The sequence below is a fragment of the Planotetraspora phitsanulokensis genome, from assembly GCF_016863295.1.
GTDB lineage: Bacteria > Actinomycetota > Actinomycetes > Streptosporangiales > Streptosporangiaceae > Planotetraspora > Planotetraspora phitsanulokensis.
Genome location: NZ_BOOP01000049.1, coordinates 1 through 15361, shown reverse-complemented (window position 1 = coordinate 15361; position 15361 = coordinate 1). Strand labels below are relative to the sequence as shown.

The following is a 15361-nucleotide window of genomic DNA, read 5'->3' as shown; positions in this document are numbered from 1 at the left end:
CCTGGCCCATCAGGTCATGGCTCTTCCTGGCGGCGTGGCAGCGGAGGCTGCCGGTGGAACGGCCGCCGGCGCTGGTGTCACATGCCTGGCCACGACCGTGCTGTGAGGAATCGGCCGGTCCTGGAGCGGCTCGGCATGCTCCTCGGCCGTCTCCTGGGAGCGGCCGTCGAGCGGCCGTCGACCACGAGGCTGATCGAGTTGATGTATGCCTCCGGTCAGGTGCGGCGGGTCGGGGTCAATCTCAATCAGGCGGTTGCGGCGCTCATGCCGTCGGCCGCGGTCCGGGTGGGCCTGACGAGGAACCGAGGGCTGGGCCTCGGCGCGGATTGGGGGCGAAGGTCGCGTACTTCGTTCCCAATCGCCGGGCCCATCGAGTTCGCGTTGGCTCGCCACGAGCTCACTCCGCCAAGTGCTGGGTAACGAAGGTTTGGTTGGTAGGCCCGGGGTGATCGATGGGTGTTCGTGTTGCAGCAGCCGCCCGTACTCCGGTTCTGCCTTGAGGGTGACGATGCGTAGGTCCGGGTCGTCCGTGACGATCAGGAAGACCTTGCCCGGGACCTTGTAGACGTCCAGCTGCTCGGTGAACGGACGCCCGTGGCTGACCCCGGGCAGCGCCAGTGCCGTGTCGCGCGCTCTGTCCTCGAGCTTCTTGCCGCTGATGGGCATGACGAAGGTCAGGCGCGTCGGCCGTAGGTGCGCGGATCCACGGGCTGCTCGGACTTGGGAAGCCCGCCGACCACGAGACGGTAGGAGTCGATCACGAGCTCCTTCACTAGCTTCTCGTCGATGGTGCCCCCGCCTTCCACCGTGATCCAGTGCCTCTTGTTCATGTGATAGCCGGGGGTAATGTCTGTGTACCGCTCACGCAGGGCTGCGGCGTCGTCCGGATCAGCTTTCAGGATCACGACGGGGCGCCCTGGCATGTCGGTCATGAGCATGAAGACCTTGCCGCGCACCTTGTAGAGCTCCCAGTCGGGGCCGAAACGACGCTCCAGGTCGGCGCCGGGCAGTTCCACGGTGCAGTCGCCCGCGATCTTCTGCAGCTCCTGTCCGTCCAAGGTGATCAACTCCTCTATCGATTCGAGTGCCCTGACCGCCCGGCCAAGGCCCAAGGTGGCGTCTCCCGCATGGCCGCCACGAACGGCGGCGCCCGCACGCCGGCAACAGTGACGGAAGCGTCTGATCGCGGCGCTCGTCGGACCGGCCACCACCGCGGCCTGCACCAGCGCCAGGATCACCACCAGCGAATGACGCCGCCCCGCCGATCCCGCGGATCGGTGATCTGCGCCCACACCTGCCGAAGATCGGCTTCCGGGCACTGGGCCACAGGGCCGTCCTGCTCGGCCAGGACAGTGGCGATGGCCGAGACGGCCGCGGGCATGACAGACTGCAACGACAACGAGGCTCCAGCGAACGAGATGATCTTCGACAATCACCCGTTCTATGGGCCTTGCTGCACGTAAGGGCCGCGACCCCCCTCCGCGATCACTCTGTGACCCAATCCCCGCGTCTCACCATCCGAGAACGCGGTCGCCCTGGGGCCTCCAGGCACACTCTGCGGCCCACTTTCCCGAGACCTGGACGCCAACTCGACATCGCGGCTGGTGTTACGGGGAGAGGGAAAACAGTCCTCTCGCATCGGACAGTGCAGGTCGAGAACCCGATGTCGGGCGACCGCGGACGCCGCTGGGGCATCCTGGCCACCAACGATTTGGGGAGCCGACCGGCGACCCGCGACCGACATCGCGCGGGCCGTGATGACCGGCGGCGCCTGCCGCCGGGCTGGTTGTCCGGGGTGGGCCGACATCGAGGACCGAGGTGTCCGCGGTCCTTGTACTTCGGCCACAGTCGTTCCGATGCCGGGATGTTTAGACGAAGGTGAACAGTTGGTCGGCTTCGAAGCGCGAAATCGGGGTGGCGTACACCTTCGCGGGGTCAGGGTAGCCGAGGGCCAGCAGCACTGTCGTGGTGTGGCCGGTCTCGCGGATCTTGAAGGCCTTGTCGACACTGGTCGGGTCGAACCCTTCGAGCGGCATGGCTTCGACGCCGAGCTCAGCAGCCGCCATCATGGTCAGACCCATTGCCAGGTAGGTCTGCTTTTCCATCCAGTGGTTCATGTCCTTGTAGCCGTAGTTGCGCAGGTTGAGGAAGTCGCGGGTCATGAACTCCCACAGCTCGTGCTTTGCCTGGTCGGGGAACCGCCCGTCGGCCCTCTCCTTGGTGAACACCTCTTCGATGTGGCTCTCGGGTAGATCTGCCCGGGTGGTGAGGATAATGGTGTGTGAGGCGTTCAGGATCTTCTCGCTGTTGTCCTGGAATCGTTCGCCCAGGTTGGCCGCCAGCCGCTCCTTGCCTTCGGGCGTGGCGAGGACGTAGAAGTGGTTGGCCTGTACGTTCGTCGACGACGGCGTCGAGCGCAGGAACCTCAGCAGCTGCTGAAGTGTCTCCTCCGGGATGGTCTTGCCGGCGTCGAAGTACCTGGTGAGGTGCTTGTTCATGAGCTTGTCGAGATCCATGTCAACCTGCCTTCTTCTTGCGATCAGTGGGTGAGGAGCCGGTGAATCGTGGGGTTTGGGCTAGTTCGTGGTGCGGGCGAGCAGTTCGTTGATGCGGTCGAAGCTCATACCACCTGTCGTCGCCGAGGCGAGGTCGCCCGCGACGAGCGCCTTCGTGGCTTGTTCGAGTGCGCCCATCGCTTGGGTGTAGAGCAATGGGCCCAAGCTGATGCGCTTGACCCCGGCCTTCCGCAGTTCGGCCACGGTCAGCACCTTGTCCGACGGTGACACGAGGACGTTGACCGGTGTCGGCGCGACCGCGGTGACGATCGCGACAAGGGCGTCGAGGTCGGGTGGGAATGGGGCGTAGAGCACATCCGCGCCGACCTCAGCGAAGGCCGTCAGACGCCGGATGGTGTCGTCGAGATCGGGCCGCCCCTGGATGAAGTTGTCGGTGCGGCCGGTGACGACGATGCGCCCCTTGGCCGCATCGACGGCGCTACGTATGCGATTGACTGCCTCGTCGAAGTCGCGGATCGGTTGATCGGGATTGCCCGAGGTGTCCTCGACCCCGATACCGGCCAAGCCAGACTCGACGGCGGCCTCAACGGTCGCGGCGACGTCTTCAAGCGTGTCGCCGTAACCGTCCTCGAAGTCTCCGTTGACGGGCAGCCCGGTGAGTCGGCCGAGCAGTCGCGCATGCTCGAGATGCTCGTCGCGGGTGACTTCGTGACGTCCGTCGGACCGGCCGAGCGTGGCGGCGAGCGCCGCCGACGATGTCGCGATCGCCTCGAAGCCGGCATCGGCCAGCATCAACGCCGAGAGGCCGTCCCAGGCGTTCGGCATGACGAGGCCACCGTCGCGGGTGTGCAGCGCCATGAATTTCTCATAGAGTTCGGAGCCCGGCATGTCGATCCTTTCCTGAATGATCATTGAGTCGGTGAGGGGTTTGCCGGCTGGGTGCGCGGACCGCGTCCAGGGTTCCCGCGATCAACCGGTTGGTGGGGTGTTGTTGGCGCCTGCGTGGAGCTTCTTAAGCCGACCCGGCCCCAACAGACGAGATGACGCGCGATGAGTCCGTCGACGATGTCCATGCGCTCGACGAGGTGGGTCTGTTCGCCCGTCGGTGTCTGGCGCGGGTACTCCCAGATCAACTGATGCCCGTCGGTGAGGTAGGCCCCGGTACGCCACCCAGTTCTCGAAGACTCCTTCGCGGCGACGGGCGGTGAAGTTGCCGGCGAGGAAGGCACGGATCGACTCGCGGCCCTGGACCACGCCAGAGCCCATGTCTCCCGACAAAGCACGGCGGTGGGTGTTTCGATGGCGTCGCCTGCCGCGTAGAGGTCGGCGATCTTGTCCGTGTCCTGGGCCGGCACGGCTTCGTGCCAGGCGCGGAACACATGCTCGATCGCGCTCTCGCTCGCCGCGTCGGGCGCCGTCGGCTCCGGGTGCGGGTTTACTGGGCCACGGTCGTATCGACCGAGCCGACGGCGGGGATGTCGAGATCGGTCTGGTTGACGTTGTTGATGAAGTTGGTGAGCAGGAATTGCACTGCCAACGCGACGATCGCCAGGATCTGCGGGTCGGTGTACCCGGCGCCTCGCACACCCGCGAGCTCGGCGTCGCTGACCTGCCCGCGGCTGTCGACCACCCGTTGCGCGAAACGAGCGGCCGCGGCGCGCTTGGGATCGACCGAGCTCCCGACGCGGCCGAGCTCGATGTCGTCGCCTGACATGCCGCTGAATTTGGTCGCGACGTGGGTGTGCATCGCCAGGCAGTAACTGCAGCCGTTGGCTTGCGACACGGCCAGCGCGATGCTGTGCCGGGTCTTCGCGTCCAGAACTCGGCTCAAGGTGCCTTGCAGAGTCGTGACGACCTCGAGAACGGTCGGGTTCGACGCGATGGTCTTGAACATGTTCGGGACGAAGCCGAGCTGCGTACCAACGTTGTCGAGCACCCGCTGCGCGCCGGCGGGCACATCCTCCGGGGCGGGAACGTTCAGTCGTGACACAGCGAATCGACCTCCGGTCGCGGTGTGAGTAGTCGTCGTCGAGCCCAAGTCGGGCTCTTAGTGCTTCAGAGTTCCGCCGCAGGCCTTACCTGCGCTGGCCGCAACCTGGCCGGTGCCGTCGGTTGCGCCGGGCGCCCGGTGACCTGCATTGCGAGGGGTGACTCGGTCGCGCCGAGTTCCGGATCTCTTCACACCGGGAACCGTGCAAGAAGGACTATATAGTCCAAAATCTACGGTTACAACCACTTGTCGTAACGAAAGACCCAGTCGCACGGGGCGACGCCATCCGGATCCCTGGCGTGCACCCCGGATGCCGAGTGGCTCAGGAACGGCCATCTGGGAGTTCCTCTTCGGGTGGCCGCCGTCCCTCTCGTGGTCGGGCACCACCTGCGGCCACAGAGCCCTGGAGATTCCGTGCGGTCCGCCAGCGCCATGCGCCGAAACCGGGATGACGACCGGCCACCGGGCAGCGTGCTCGCGCCTGGTCGTGCAGTCGCTAGCACTTACGAGATTGGACGGTATAGTCCACCTGATCTATGCTTGTCCAAGTTTGTCAAGTCGAGATGTCAAGAACTTGGAGTTACTTATGGGGGGCATTGGTGAATTCCTCCGTGCTCGGCGCCAGGTCACGGCCCCTGACCAGGTGGGGCTGACGGGCGTTGGCGACCGCCGCCGGACGCCTGGGTTACGCCGCGACGAGGTGGCCATGCTGGCCGGCGTCAGCCTCGACTACTACACCCGGCTGGAGCAGGGAAGAGACCGCAACCCGTCAGATCAAGTGCTCGAAGCCCTGGCCCACGCCCTCCAGCTCGACCCGGAGGCTACCGAACATCTACACAAACTCGCCCACGCCCGGGAGACGAGGCGCAGGCCCGTCGATCGACGTGGGCAGGTCACACCTAGCATGCTTCGACTCCTGGAAGACTGGAATCACGCGCCGGCCTACGTGATCAACCATCGGTTGGATGTGCTGGCCAAGAACCGGCGGGCGGCTGCTCTCTTCGCGGGGCTGCGATACAGCGACAACATCATGCGCCTGACCTTTCTCGACCCTGCGGCACGCGATTTCTACCTGGACTGGGAGAAGGAGGCTTGTGCGAGGGTGGCCCACCTGCGTGCCACGGCGGGGTTGGACTGCGACGATCCTTCGCTTCTTGAACTGGTCGAGGAGTTGTCGCGGGGAAGCGAAGAGTTTCGTCAGATGTGGGCTCGCCATCATGTCCGGGCCATGACCCATGAGTCGGTTGGCATGCGTCACCGCGAAGTCGGTGACGTGTTCGCCTCCTTTGAAGCCCTCACCATCGACAGTGCCCCTGGCCAAAAGCTCGTCGTCTACCAGGCCGAGCCCGGCAGCCCGTCCGAGGAGGCTCTGGCCAAGCTGGATCAAACGCAATCAGCACCGCCTAAGAGGTTCTAACCGATCCTGGAGGCGGGGACATCGCGGCCAAGGTGCCCTGCGGGCCAGACATCGAGCCGGTGGTGGAGACGGTACGGGCGTACGCGGAAGCCGGCTTCACCCATATCGCGCTGGTCCAGATCGGGCACGAACATCAGGATGCCTTCTTCGCCTGGTCGGAAAGGAACTGCTGCCGGCCCTCCGCGCGCTCTGACCTTCAGTTGACCTCACAATGCGGCCAGGTCTTAGCCAAACCCCAGCCGCACGAGCTGCTTCGTTGCGGATACCGGACCGCGTTGGCGAGCCGGCGCAGCTGAGCCGGCTCGTCGGGGTACTGCTCGTCGCTGATCAAGCCTGCCGTTCGCGATGTCCATCCCGGACGGCTGCTTCTTCAGTACCTCGGCTTCAGTACCGCGGCCAGGTGGGCTTCGGCTGCATAGACGTGCGCTGCAGATCGACCACCTCCGGGCGGGAACTGGAGGTCATGCTCAGCCATCAGTTGCCCCCGGGTGTTGCTGCGCGGATACCGCCGAGGTGTCAACGACGGCTGAATTCCGACCCCTTGTCGTCGCTCGGGTTCTCGTTCTTGTCGGAACACACCTGATCATGAGGGACGTGTTGATGGCGAGGCGTGGGCTCAAGCGCAGGCTGGATGCGGAGTCGGACTACTGACGGCTGGTGCTGTCAGGCGTAGGGACGGTCGAGGCGTGTCGTGTCGTTGGAAGACCGGATACCGGTGGCGGGCGGAGAACGGCGGTCTCCCTCCGGCGCGGCCGGCTGAGTCCGCCCGGTCGAGCCGGTTCTTATCGCTGCTGGAACGGCAGAGAATCGCTACCTTGCGGGCGCAAGGTCTGGGAGTACGCGTGATAGCCGAACGACTCGGCCGATCGCCCTCGACCATCAGTCGGGAGTTGCGCCGCAACACCCTTGCGCACGATCGGGACGTCTGCGACGGCGACGTGATCGGCGGTGGCCTCGACACCGATGGTGAAGCATGACCTGATGCTCAGCGTTGGCAGGCGTTTCGAGTCCTACACTGAGCGATATAACCGACGCGTTAGGCAGGATTTCATGAAAATGCATCGCATCGGAAAAATAGTGCATAATGTGGGGATTTCGACCGTTCGGTATGGACTTGTGGTCAATCTTCTGGAGATCGGGCGAATAAAATTTGAAGACTACGAGGTAGAAAATATTCGTCCCCTCGTAACCTCAAGCCCCCCGCTCTCGTGGCTTATCGCCAGATTGGGAGAGAAGAAGGTCGCTAGGTTGATCGGCGTCACTGAAATCGTTCTGGGCTCGCTGATCGGAGCAAAGCCGATTGCGCCGAGAGCGTCAGCCCTCGGCAGCCTCGCCGCCGCCGGCATGTTCGCCACCACCCTCAGCTTCCTGGCTACGACACCCGAGGCGTGGCAAGAGACACGCGGGGAACCGAAGCTGTCCCTCGCAGGGCAGTTCCTGGTGAAGGACGTCGTGCTCCTCGGAGCCTCCTTGCTGACGGCCGCGGACGCCCTGCAAGCCGCCGAGTGCCGGTAGCTCAGGGCCTGGCGCTGAGTACCGGTCCACCGCGCTCGGCCCTGGCCCGGGTGGTGGCCACGACACACCGCCGCCTACGGCATCAGCGACGTCAACCCCAACCGCATCCACGTCACCGTCGGCAAGCAGCGACGGTTCCGACGCACTGGCGGCGATGACTATGTCATCCACTACGAAGACCTCGAACCAGCCCAGATCGGATGGTGGCAGGAGATCCCAACCGTCACCCCGGCCACGGCGATCACCCAGGGCCTCGCCTACGGCACGCCGACCTACCTGCTGCGCCAGGCCATCGAGCGCGGCCACGCACATGGCTACCTGAAGACCGCCGAGCATTCGGCGGCTCTCGACCGCACAGGTCTGAGACGGCCCGGTTGAACTCGCGGTCTTGGGTCGCCCGTTACGCCAGGGCCGCTCGCACGCACTGACGTAGCTGGGGGAGGACCTCTGCCTCATACCAGGGGTTCTTCGCGAGCCATCGAAAGTTGAGCGGGGACGGATGCACTAGCGGCAGGACTGCCGGGAGATAGTCCGCGAACCGTCGAACTGTCGCCGTGAGCGACTCGCGAGTGCCTAGGTAGTGCTGTTGCGCATAGCTGCCGACGAGCAGTGTCAGCTGAATGTGGGGCATCGCCTGGAGGATCCGCGGGTGCCATCGGGGGGCGAAGTCTTGGCGGGGAGGAAGGTCACCGTGTGGCCCCTTGCCGGGGTAGTAGAAGTCCATCGGCAGGAGAGCGAAGCGTGATGGGTCGCGGAACGTTCTCTCGTCGACTCCGAGCCAGCCGATGAGACGGGCTCCACTTGCGTCGTTCCACGGGATGCCCGACTCCTGTGCCTTGCGTCCGGGCGCCTGTCCCACAATCGCTATGCGTGCCGCGGCGCCGGCAACGTATATCGGCTGGTAGTTCGCCGCTGCAGCCCAGGCATTGTCGGGATCCGCGGTGATCTCGGAGCGAATACGCTCAAGGTCGGATGCTGTTCCCGACATGTTCCTCCTCGGGTCGGATGGTGCTCTGCTCGCTCAGACGATCTGCATCTGGAGAGCAAGGCCCGGTGCGTGTGGCTGCGCTTCTGACGGGGGAGGGCGCTGCCGCCGGCGTCGCCGCCAGATGGGCTCTCTTGGCTCACCGGGGCACACCCTGCGCCGTTGACTCGGCACCATGCAGGTACTCGTCGAGACGGCCACGGACGTGGTTCCGGGCGCGTGCCAAGGCGGCTGTTGCCGAGAGCTCGTCGAGTCCGAGTGCCTGCGCTGAGCCGGCCAGAGCGTAGCCCTGTAGATCGACGAGCGCGAGAAGCTCGCCGAGTGGCTCGGGCAGTTCGCCGAGTGCCTTGTCGAGCAGGTCGTATACCTCTTCGGTCTCGTCGACTTCCTCCGGGCCCAGGATCTGTGCGCCGCCGCGCCACTGGTTCGGGCTATCGACCCACCCGTCGATCCTGTCTTCGCCTGGGTAGAGATCTGGGTAGAAGAGCTCGGGCTCATCGGCATCGCTGTTGAGATCTTCGAGTGAGTCCGCTCGGGCTCGGGCAGCCGCGGTGACGTCGACGGCGGGCGTTGTACGGCCGTCCAGCCGCATTTGGGCATCACTGAGTGTGTGCATGATTTTGGTCAGCTCGACGATCCCTCGTGGGCGGGAATCTCTGCGTTGCAAAGCAAGACCCACTTCCAGCGATCGCTGGGCGAGGTCCTCGGCGTTTGCGGGGTCAAGCAGTTCGGCACGCGTGAGGAGAGCACTTCGCAAGGCCTCGACGCCCGTCGCCGGGGACTCTCCTGCCACCGGCATCGCGTCGTCGGCCAGGTCGTTCTGGACGCCGCCGGGACCAGAGTGCCGTCCAAGGAGCTCGCGGGTCGTGGCGATCTGCGAGACATACGACGCGCAGGCCGGGCAGTCAGCCAGATGGGCGGCCAACGAATCCTGAAGGTGTTCAGGTGCCAGTCCGAGGTCGCCGCCGAATCGCACCACATCGGAACATCTGCCATCAGCCATGGAGGTCACCTTCTCGGTTCGCCTGGTCGCACCACGACAGGGCCGACCAGGGCGTTGATCGACGGCCCGCTTCTCTCGGCCACCTCGTGGAGTCTGGTCTATATAGTCCAAGTTCCGCAATCCGACACGGTCGCAACGGCCCCGCCTAATGGTTGATCGGGGCGAGGGACTGCGACTGCAGCGCGCGCGACGGACTGCGTTCGCGTTGACACCGGTTACAGCGGAACCCTACGTTGGACGAAATAGTCCACCGCAAGGTCGCTGCCGCCATCGACCCGACCGTGAGACGCCCACCACTGGAGACCGTTGGGTCTGGAAGAGAGCACAGGGTGACAATCTCGCGTGGCTTCTTCGGCCATCACGACCCGCGTGCCGTCGATCTGCCGCCCGGCCAGCATCTGACCCACGGATTCCCTGTGTTGACGGCTGGGCCAACGCAGCTGATCTCGACGGAGGAATGGAGCTTCACAATCACGCCTGAGAGCGGCAAGCCGAGGCGGTGGAGTTGGGACGAGATGATGGCCTTGCCGTCCGAGGAGATCAACGTCGATATCCACTGCGTGACCCGGTGGACGAAACTCGGGACCCAGTGGCGGGGCGTCGCGCTCGACACCTTCTTCGAGGACATCGAGACCAACTACGAATACACGATGGTGCATTCGTACGGGGGCTACACCACGAACCTCCCGTTGGAGGACCTGGTTGGGGGCAAGGCCTGGATCGTGTACGAGTACGAGGGAGAGCCGCTTCACGTCGAGCACGGTGGTCCGGCCAGGCTACTGGTGCCGCATCTCTACTTCTGGAAGTCCGCGAAGTGGGTGAACGGCATCACGATGCAGCGCTTCGACGAACCGGGCTTCTGGGAAGGCTTCGGCTATCACAATTACGGGGACCCGTGGCGCGAGGAGCGGCACGCCGGTGACTGACACGAACACGACCGAGGGCCCGGCCGACAGCTCCGTAGAAGCCACTCCGCCAGCAGGGAATCACTGGCGCAAGGCAACGCTCATCGGTCTGCACTCGCAGTCCTGGCATTCCCGGACACTTTCTCTATGCGTCCCCGGCTGGACCGGACATCTGCCCGGTCAGCACGTAGACGTACGTCTCACAGCCGCGGACGGCTACTCGGCCCAACGGAGCTACTCGCTGGCTGAGCCTGCCACGCCCAACCGCGTCGCGGTCACCGTCGACCTCCTACCCCACGGCGAGGTCTCGCCGTACCTGGCGGAGATCATGGAGATCGGTGACGCGCTCGACGTGCGCGGGCCCATCGGTGGATGGTTCGTCTGGGAGCCGGGGGACCCATCCATCGGGGACGGCCCGGTACTCCTGATCGCCGGCGGATCAGGGGTGGTGCCGCTGGTCACCATGCTGAGAGCCCGGAAGCGAGCGGGGGACTCGACGCCGACGATGCTCGTGTATTCGCTTCGCGGCCCTCGCGACCTCATGTACGGGCCTGAACTGGAAGAGATGTCGGCCGATCTGTCCGCGCCAGGGTCCGCCGAAGTGCGCCTCGTCTACACGCGCAAGGTCCCCGACGGGCACCCCCGTCCCGCCTCACACCTCGCGGTCGAGGACATCCAACCTCCGTCCGCGTGGCCGGAGCCTGTGGCGGCCCGGGTCTACGTGTGCGGCTCCTCTGGCTTCGTTGACCACGCCACAGGCCTGCTCCGCGAGGCGGGATACCCCGACGATCGCATACGCACGGAACGATTCGGACCAACAGGAGTTGATCGATGACCTCGGATCTCTCGACCTCGGCCGCGCCCGACGGCGCAGCCGAGTCAGGCGCGGTCTTGGACGGCAACGCCGCTGCCGGCGAGTTTGCCGGGATCCTCGCAAGCGACCCGACCACCGTCACTGTCCGCTGCGGTAGCTGCGGCGCCACACAAGCATTCGGACAGCTGCAGGCCTACCTGGGCGGACCGGGAACTGTGCTGCGCTGTCGCGAGTGTGAGGCGATGGTCGCCCGAGTGGCCCAGACACCACAGGGCGCGTGGCTCGACATCTCGGGCTCCAGCTCGTGGTTGTTTCCGCCCACCCCAGGTCCCGCCTAACCGCGACCGCCGGCTGGCCAACGCGATGAGCTCACTCCTCATCCGTCCGGCTGCGCGTTCTCAAGACACGGGTAAGAAGGAGAGCTCTTCCCGAAACCAACGTCTAGCTGAACGCGCAAGCGGGCTCTGACTGCACCAACTCGAGCGCCTGGCTACGGTCCGTCGCCTCAACCGGTGGTCTCGACTTGGAGAGGCCATCGACGGGGCAGACTGGGTGTTCCTGGGGCTCACTCGGCCAGTCACGAGGGCGAATGTGGCCAGCCCAAGGATCGATGAGGGGAAACGGAATGAAGGCAGTGGTTGGGGAGACCGTCGTGGCCGAGGCCGCGAACGAGGCGGTAGTCAGGATAGAGGGGAATGCCTACTTCCCGCCGGACTCAGTTGTGGCCGGTGTGCTCCGCAACAGCCCGACTCCCTACACCTGTCCCTGGAAGGGGAGGGCGCAGTATCACGACGTCGTGGTCGGCGGAACCGTGCTCAGGGACGGGGCTTGGTCCTATCCGGACATCAAGGAGTCGGCGGCGACCCGTGTCGGCCGCGACTTCAGTGGCTATGTCGCTTTCGATGGGCGCCAGGTTCGGATCGAGATCTGACCAATCACGCTGATGACCGAACAGCAGATGCGACAGACCTGGTGATCTGCTCTTCCACATCCGAGCCGCCGCGCCCGCCTCTACTGTGTGCAGTGCCCGAGTGGTTCGGCCGGTATGAAGGTGATTTCTTCGCGCCATGCAGGATGTGATCGCCACCCCTACGCTCGGCACTGTATGCCGAGTAGTGCGCGACGTACGGAGTGGTCGGAGGGTCTCCTGAAGCTTGCGCCGTTCCTGACGCCGGGCAACCGGTCCAGGGCCTGCGCCGATTTGACCGCGACCGCGGCGGGCCGCACGCACGCTTGATCAGGATCGCGGCCTTAACGGCAAGCCATCGCTCGGCTTCGTCCCATGTCCAGCCGTACTCCTTGACTAGGGTGCGCCACGCGCTGGTGCCGAAGCAGAACCACAGGATGTCGACGGCACGGTCGATCGTTAATCCGTCGGCCAGGCCGCCAGGTGGACCGCGATGTTGTGCAGCACGGGCCGGTAGGCGGCCATCGGCCGTCCCCACAACGTATCGGCGTCGTCGTGCATCGACATGGCGGCGTACAACATGTCGATGTTGCCCGATGCATCTTGTTACCGAACAGCTCCAGAGCCGCTCGAATGCGGTACGTACGGGTGCTCATGATCACGCTCTAGTGTCACAGAGATCAATTCGATCCAATAGCCGTGGAAGGCGCAGATGGAATCATTCGATGACGGGATCAAGGAAACCGGACTGCCGTCGGGCGGGATCGCCGAGACCGACGTGCTCGTCGTGGGCTCGGGCCCGAGCGGGGCGTCGGCCGCACTCGCGCTGTCGACGTACGGCATCCCGAACATCATGATCACCAAGTACCGCTGGACGGCGAACACCCCCCGATCGCACATCACGAACCAGCGCGCGATGGAGTTCTTCCGCGACATGGGCATCGAGGAGGAGATCAAAGCCGTATCGACCCCGCACGACCTCATGGGCGACACGGTGTTCTGCTCCTCCATCGCGGGCGAGGAGTTCGGGCGCATCCGCACATGGGGCACTGGCCCGCAGCGCAAGGGTGACTATGTCGCGGCGTCCCCGACTCTCAACTGCGACGTGCCGCAGAACTACCTCGAGCCGGTGCTTGTGAGCAATGCCACCAAACGTGGCACCCAGACCCGCTACTCCAGCGAGTACGTCTCACACGTGCAGGACGCCGACGGCGTCACGACCACCGTGCTCGATCGCGTCACCGGCGTGCACTACGAGATTCGCTCCAAGTACTTGATCGGTTCCGACGGTGCACGCTCGAAGGTCGCCGCGGACATCGACCTGCCGTTCGAGGGTCAGATGGACGTCGCGGGTTCGATGAACATCACTTTCAAAGCCGATCTCACGGAGTTCGTCGGCCACCGGCCGTCGGTGCTCTACTGGGTCGTCCAGCCCGGCGCGAACGTCGGCGGCATCGGCGCGGGCCTCGTACGGATGGTCCGCCCGTGGAACGAGTGGCTGATCGTCTGGGGCTACGACATCTCCCAGCCGCCGCCCGAGGTCGACAACGCCGCCGCGCTGGAGGTCGTACGCTCGCTGCTCGGGATGCCCGACCTCGACGCCGAGATCACCGGCACGTCGCTCTGGGGCAACAACGAGATGTACGCCACCCACCTGCAGAAGGGGCGTGTGTTCTGCACGGGCGACGCGGTCCACCGGCATCCGCCGTCCAACGGCCTCGGCTCGAACACCTCGGTGCAGGATTCCTACAACCTCGTCTGGAAGATCGCCGCGGTGCTCAAGGGATGGGCGGGCGAGGCGCTGCTGGAGACGTACTCGGCGGAGCGCATGCCGGTCGCCAAGCAGATCGTGCTGCGCGCCAACAAGTCCAGCCGTGAGTTCGGCGGCTTCTTCGACGCGCTCGGCGTCACCACCGCGGCGAACGAGGGCGAAATGATCGCCGCGATCGAGGAGCGCAAGCTCAACACCCCCGTCGGCCGTGCCAAGCGCAAGGCCCTGCGGGACGCCATGGAGCTCAAGAACTACGAGTTCAACGCCCACGGCGTCGAGCTCGGGCAGTTCTACCAGTCGGCCGCGGTCATCTCGGACGGCTCGGTCAAGCCCGCCCCGGCCAGCGACCCCGAGCTCTACTACACGCCCTCGACGGTGCCCGGCTCACCGCTGCCGCACGCGTGGGTCGGCACGATGAAGAAGAAGGTGTCGACACTCGACCTCGCGCCGAGCACCCAGTTCACCCTCTTCACCGGCATCGCAGGGCAGGCGTGGGCGGATGCCGCGGCGGCGGTCGCCGACAAGCTCGGTATCCCGCTGAAGGCCGTCGTCATCGGCCCCGGCCAGGAGGTTACCGACCTCTACTTCGACTGGGCTCGGTTGCGCGAGATCGAGGAAGACGGCGCGCTGTTCGTGCGTCCCGACAAGATCGTGGCCTGGCGCAGCCTGACGATGGTCGACAGCCCCGAGGCGGTGCTGTTCGACTCGCTCCAGAAAGTGCTCAGTATGGTGTAGATCGTGTCATTGATGTTCGACCATGTGGCCGACAGCGCGTAGACGTCCCCGGCGGCGGTCGGTTCGGTCAGCTCGAACGCCTCCGGCGGGACGCAGGCGGGCGTGAGCGACTCCAGGTCACCGACATCTCATTCCCGGCGGCGCCGGGACTGGTGGCCGGCCCGAAGTCCGACAGCGCGACCATGCCGTAGGAGTTGACCAAAATGTTGGCGAGCTTGACGTCGCGGTGCAGCACCCCCTCCGCGTGCGCGGCGGCCCGCGCGTCCGCGATCCTGACCCCGATGTCGCGCACCTCGCGGGCGTCCATCGGCCCGTGCTTCTTGAGCCGGTCGGCGAGCGAGCCCCCCCGGCACAGCTCCAGCACCATGTACGGCCGGCCGCCGGGGAGCACGCCCGCGTCGTGGACGTCGGCCGCGTGGGGATGCCCGGAAAGGGTCCCGGCGGCCGTCACCTCGCGCTTGAAGCGCCGCCGGTCACGCTCGGGGACCAGCACCCGGTTGTCGACCTTCAGCGCGACCTGGTGGCCGACGGCCAGCTGCCGCGCCTGGAAGACGACGCCGAACCCGCCCTGGCCGAGGACACCGAGCACCTCGTATCCGGGCACGAGCGGCGTGCCCGCCTCGTCCACGTTCGCCACGTCCGCGCCAGGACCGTAAAGCCCGCGCGGCGCATACTGCGGAGGTGGCGCGCATACGATCATTTACGCGCGAAACCGGCGCCTGACCGTTACGGGGTCGGCCTGGGCCGTTCCGGGGTGGTCCCGGCGAGGGGCACCGCCTGGCCGTGGATCAGGTCGAGCTGAA

General features: G+C 65.7%; 17 protein-coding genes and 1 pseudogene. 8 read left to right on the top strand and 10 right to left on the bottom strand.

Annotation, left to right across the window (positions count from 1 at the left end; all coding sequences use genetic code 11):
* Positions 1-9 precede the first annotated feature (9 nt).
* From Pph01_RS39530 to Pph01_RS39505, 6 genes are all read right to left on the bottom strand, one after another.
* Positions 10-666 carry an MmcQ/YjbR family DNA-binding protein gene (locus Pph01_RS39530; RefSeq protein ID WP_204078394.1) on the bottom strand — a complete coding sequence of 219 codons (657 nt, stop codon included), beginning with the start codon at positions 664-666 and terminating at the stop codon, positions 10-12.
* Between the two features lie 8 nt (positions 667-674).
* The gene (locus Pph01_RS39525) at positions 675-1241 is read right to left on the bottom strand and encodes an MmcQ/YjbR family DNA-binding protein (RefSeq protein WP_239117350.1); all 567 of its coding nucleotides are present in this window, start codon (positions 1239-1241) and stop codon (positions 675-677) included.
* Positions 1235-1432: a hypothetical protein gene (locus tag Pph01_RS39520; RefSeq protein ID WP_204078393.1), complete on the bottom strand. Its 198-nt coding sequence runs from the start codon at positions 1430-1432 to the stop codon at positions 1235-1237. The genes Pph01_RS39525 and Pph01_RS39520 overlap by 7 nt, the downstream gene beginning before the upstream one ends.
* A gap of 436 nt (positions 1433-1868) precedes the next feature.
* The gene (locus tag Pph01_RS39515; RefSeq protein ID WP_204078392.1) at positions 1869-2516 is read right to left on the bottom strand and encodes a nitroreductase family protein; all 648 of its coding nucleotides are present in this window, start codon (positions 2514-2516) and stop codon (positions 1869-1871) included.
* 60 nt (positions 2517-2576) lie between these two features.
* A complete protein-coding gene (locus tag Pph01_RS39510) occupies positions 2577-3428 on the bottom strand; it encodes an isocitrate lyase/PEP mutase family protein (RefSeq protein ID WP_204078391.1) in 852 nt (283 codons plus the stop codon).
* Between the two features lie 523 nt (positions 3429-3951).
* Positions 3952-4506, bottom strand: coding sequence for a carboxymuconolactone decarboxylase family protein (locus tag Pph01_RS39505; RefSeq protein WP_204078390.1), 555 nt, complete (start codon positions 4504-4506; stop codon positions 3952-3954).
* A 586-nt stretch (positions 4507-5092) separates the two neighbouring features.
* Between Pph01_RS39505 and Pph01_RS39500 the strand changes: the two genes are divergently transcribed.
* The 3 genes and pseudogenes from Pph01_RS39500 to Pph01_RS39490 all read left to right on the top strand — a co-directional run bounded on the left by Pph01_RS39500 (position 5093) and on the right by Pph01_RS39490 (position 7438).
* Entirely contained in the window at positions 5093-5923 is an 831-nt protein-coding gene (locus tag Pph01_RS39500) for a helix-turn-helix transcriptional regulator (RefSeq protein ID WP_204078389.1), read from the top strand.
* A gap of 654 nt (positions 5924-6577) precedes the next feature.
* Positions 6578-6858: pseudogene (locus Pph01_RS43850) on the top strand (helix-turn-helix domain-containing protein); the annotation flags it as partial.
* A 28-nt stretch (positions 6859-6886) separates the two neighbouring features.
* A complete protein-coding gene (locus Pph01_RS39490) occupies positions 6887-7438 on the top strand; it encodes a YkgB family protein (protein ID WP_204078388.1) in 552 nt (183 codons plus the stop codon).
* A 400-nt stretch (positions 7439-7838) separates the two neighbouring features.
* Here Pph01_RS39490 and Pph01_RS43790 read toward each other — a convergent pair whose 3' ends face one another.
* Both Pph01_RS43790 and Pph01_RS39480 read right to left on the bottom strand, forming a co-directional pair.
* Entirely contained in the window at positions 7839-8426 is a 588-nt protein-coding gene (locus Pph01_RS43790; protein ID WP_204078387.1) for a uracil-DNA glycosylase family protein, read from the bottom strand.
* 136 nt (positions 8427-8562) lie between these two features.
* Complete coding sequence (locus Pph01_RS39480; protein ID WP_204078386.1) at positions 8563-9426, bottom strand: RNA polymerase sigma factor; 864 nt, start codon at positions 9424-9426, stop codon at positions 8563-8565.
* Positions 9427-9659: 233 nt separating this feature from the next.
* Between Pph01_RS39480 and Pph01_RS39475 the strand changes: the two genes are divergently transcribed.
* The 4 genes from Pph01_RS39475 to Pph01_RS39465 all read left to right on the top strand — a co-directional run bounded on the left by Pph01_RS39475 (position 9660) and on the right by Pph01_RS39465 (position 12076).
* A complete protein-coding gene (locus Pph01_RS39475; RefSeq protein WP_425570085.1) occupies positions 9660-10352 on the top strand; it encodes a molybdopterin-dependent oxidoreductase in 693 nt (230 codons plus the stop codon).
* Complete coding sequence (locus Pph01_RS39470; protein WP_204078385.1) at positions 10345-11166, top strand: FAD-binding oxidoreductase; 822 nt, start codon at positions 10345-10347, stop codon at positions 11164-11166. The genes Pph01_RS39475 and Pph01_RS39470 overlap by 8 nt, the downstream gene beginning before the upstream one ends.
* Positions 11163-11483, top strand: coding sequence for a DUF6510 family protein (locus Pph01_RS43785; protein WP_373315708.1), 321 nt, complete (start codon positions 11163-11165; stop codon positions 11481-11483). Before Pph01_RS39470 ends, Pph01_RS43785 begins: the two co-directional genes overlap by 4 nt.
* 287 nt (positions 11484-11770) lie before the next feature.
* Positions 11771-12076 carry a DUF427 domain-containing protein gene (locus Pph01_RS39465; protein ID WP_204078384.1) on the top strand — a complete coding sequence of 102 codons (306 nt, stop codon included), beginning with the start codon at positions 11771-11773 and terminating at the stop codon, positions 12074-12076.
* Positions 12077-12511: 435 nt separating this feature from the next.
* Here Pph01_RS39465 and Pph01_RS43515 read toward each other — a convergent pair whose 3' ends face one another.
* On the bottom strand, positions 12512-12634 hold the full coding sequence (locus Pph01_RS43515) for a hypothetical protein (RefSeq protein WP_275412931.1): 123 nt from the start codon (positions 12632-12634) through the stop codon (positions 12512-12514).
* Positions 12635-12764: 130 nt separating this feature from the next.
* On the opposite strand from Pph01_RS43515, the gene Pph01_RS39460 reads away from it, so the two are divergent.
* Positions 12765-14558 (top strand): FAD-dependent oxidoreductase, encoded by a 1794-nt coding sequence (locus Pph01_RS39460; protein ID WP_204078383.1) that lies wholly within the window; start codon positions 12765-12767, stop codon positions 14556-14558.
* Positions 14559-14625: 67 nt separating this feature from the next.
* Here Pph01_RS39460 and Pph01_RS39455 read toward each other — a convergent pair whose 3' ends face one another.
* Positions 14626-15195: a protein kinase domain-containing protein gene (locus Pph01_RS39455; protein WP_204078382.1), complete on the bottom strand. Its 570-nt coding sequence runs from the start codon at positions 15193-15195 to the stop codon at positions 14626-14628.
* Between the last annotated feature and the right edge of the window lie 166 nt (positions 15196-15361).

Coding starts and splice junctions, on each gene's coding strand:
- Pph01_RS39465 (WP_204078384.1), top strand. CDS start 11,771: ATGAAGGCAGTGGTTGGGGAGACCGTCGTGGCCGAGGCCGCGAACGAG.
- Pph01_RS43785 (WP_373315708.1), top strand. CDS start 11,163: ATGACCTCGGATCTCTCGACCTCGGCCGCGCCCGACGGCGCAGCCGAG.
- Pph01_RS39490 (WP_204078388.1), top strand. CDS start 6,887: ATGGTGAAGCATGACCTGATGCTCAGCGTTGGCAGGCGTTTCGAGTCC.
- Pph01_RS39515 (WP_204078392.1), bottom strand. CDS start 2,516: ATGGATCTCGACAAGCTCATGAACAAGCACCTCACCAGGTACTTCGAC.
- Pph01_RS39500 (WP_204078389.1), top strand. CDS start 5,093: ATGGGGGGCATTGGTGAATTCCTCCGTGCTCGGCGCCAGGTCACGGCC.
- Pph01_RS39480 (WP_204078386.1), bottom strand. CDS start 9,426: ATGGCTGATGGCAGATGTTCCGATGTGGTGCGATTCGGCGGCGACCTC.
- Pph01_RS43790 (WP_204078387.1), bottom strand. CDS start 8,426: ATGTCGGGAACAGCATCCGACCTTGAGCGTATTCGCTCCGAGATCACC.
- Pph01_RS39460 (WP_204078383.1), top strand. CDS start 12,765: ATGGAATCATTCGATGACGGGATCAAGGAAACCGGACTGCCGTCGGGC.
- Pph01_RS39530 (WP_204078394.1), bottom strand. CDS start 666: ATGCCCATCAGCGGCAAGAAGCTCGAGGACAGAGCGCGCGACACGGCA.
- Pph01_RS39510 (WP_204078391.1), bottom strand. CDS start 3,428: ATGATCATTCAGGAAAGGATCGACATGCCGGGCTCCGAACTCTATGAG.
- Pph01_RS43515 (WP_275412931.1), bottom strand. CDS start 12,634: ATGTTGTACGCCGCCATGTCGATGCACGACGACGCCGATACGTTGTGG.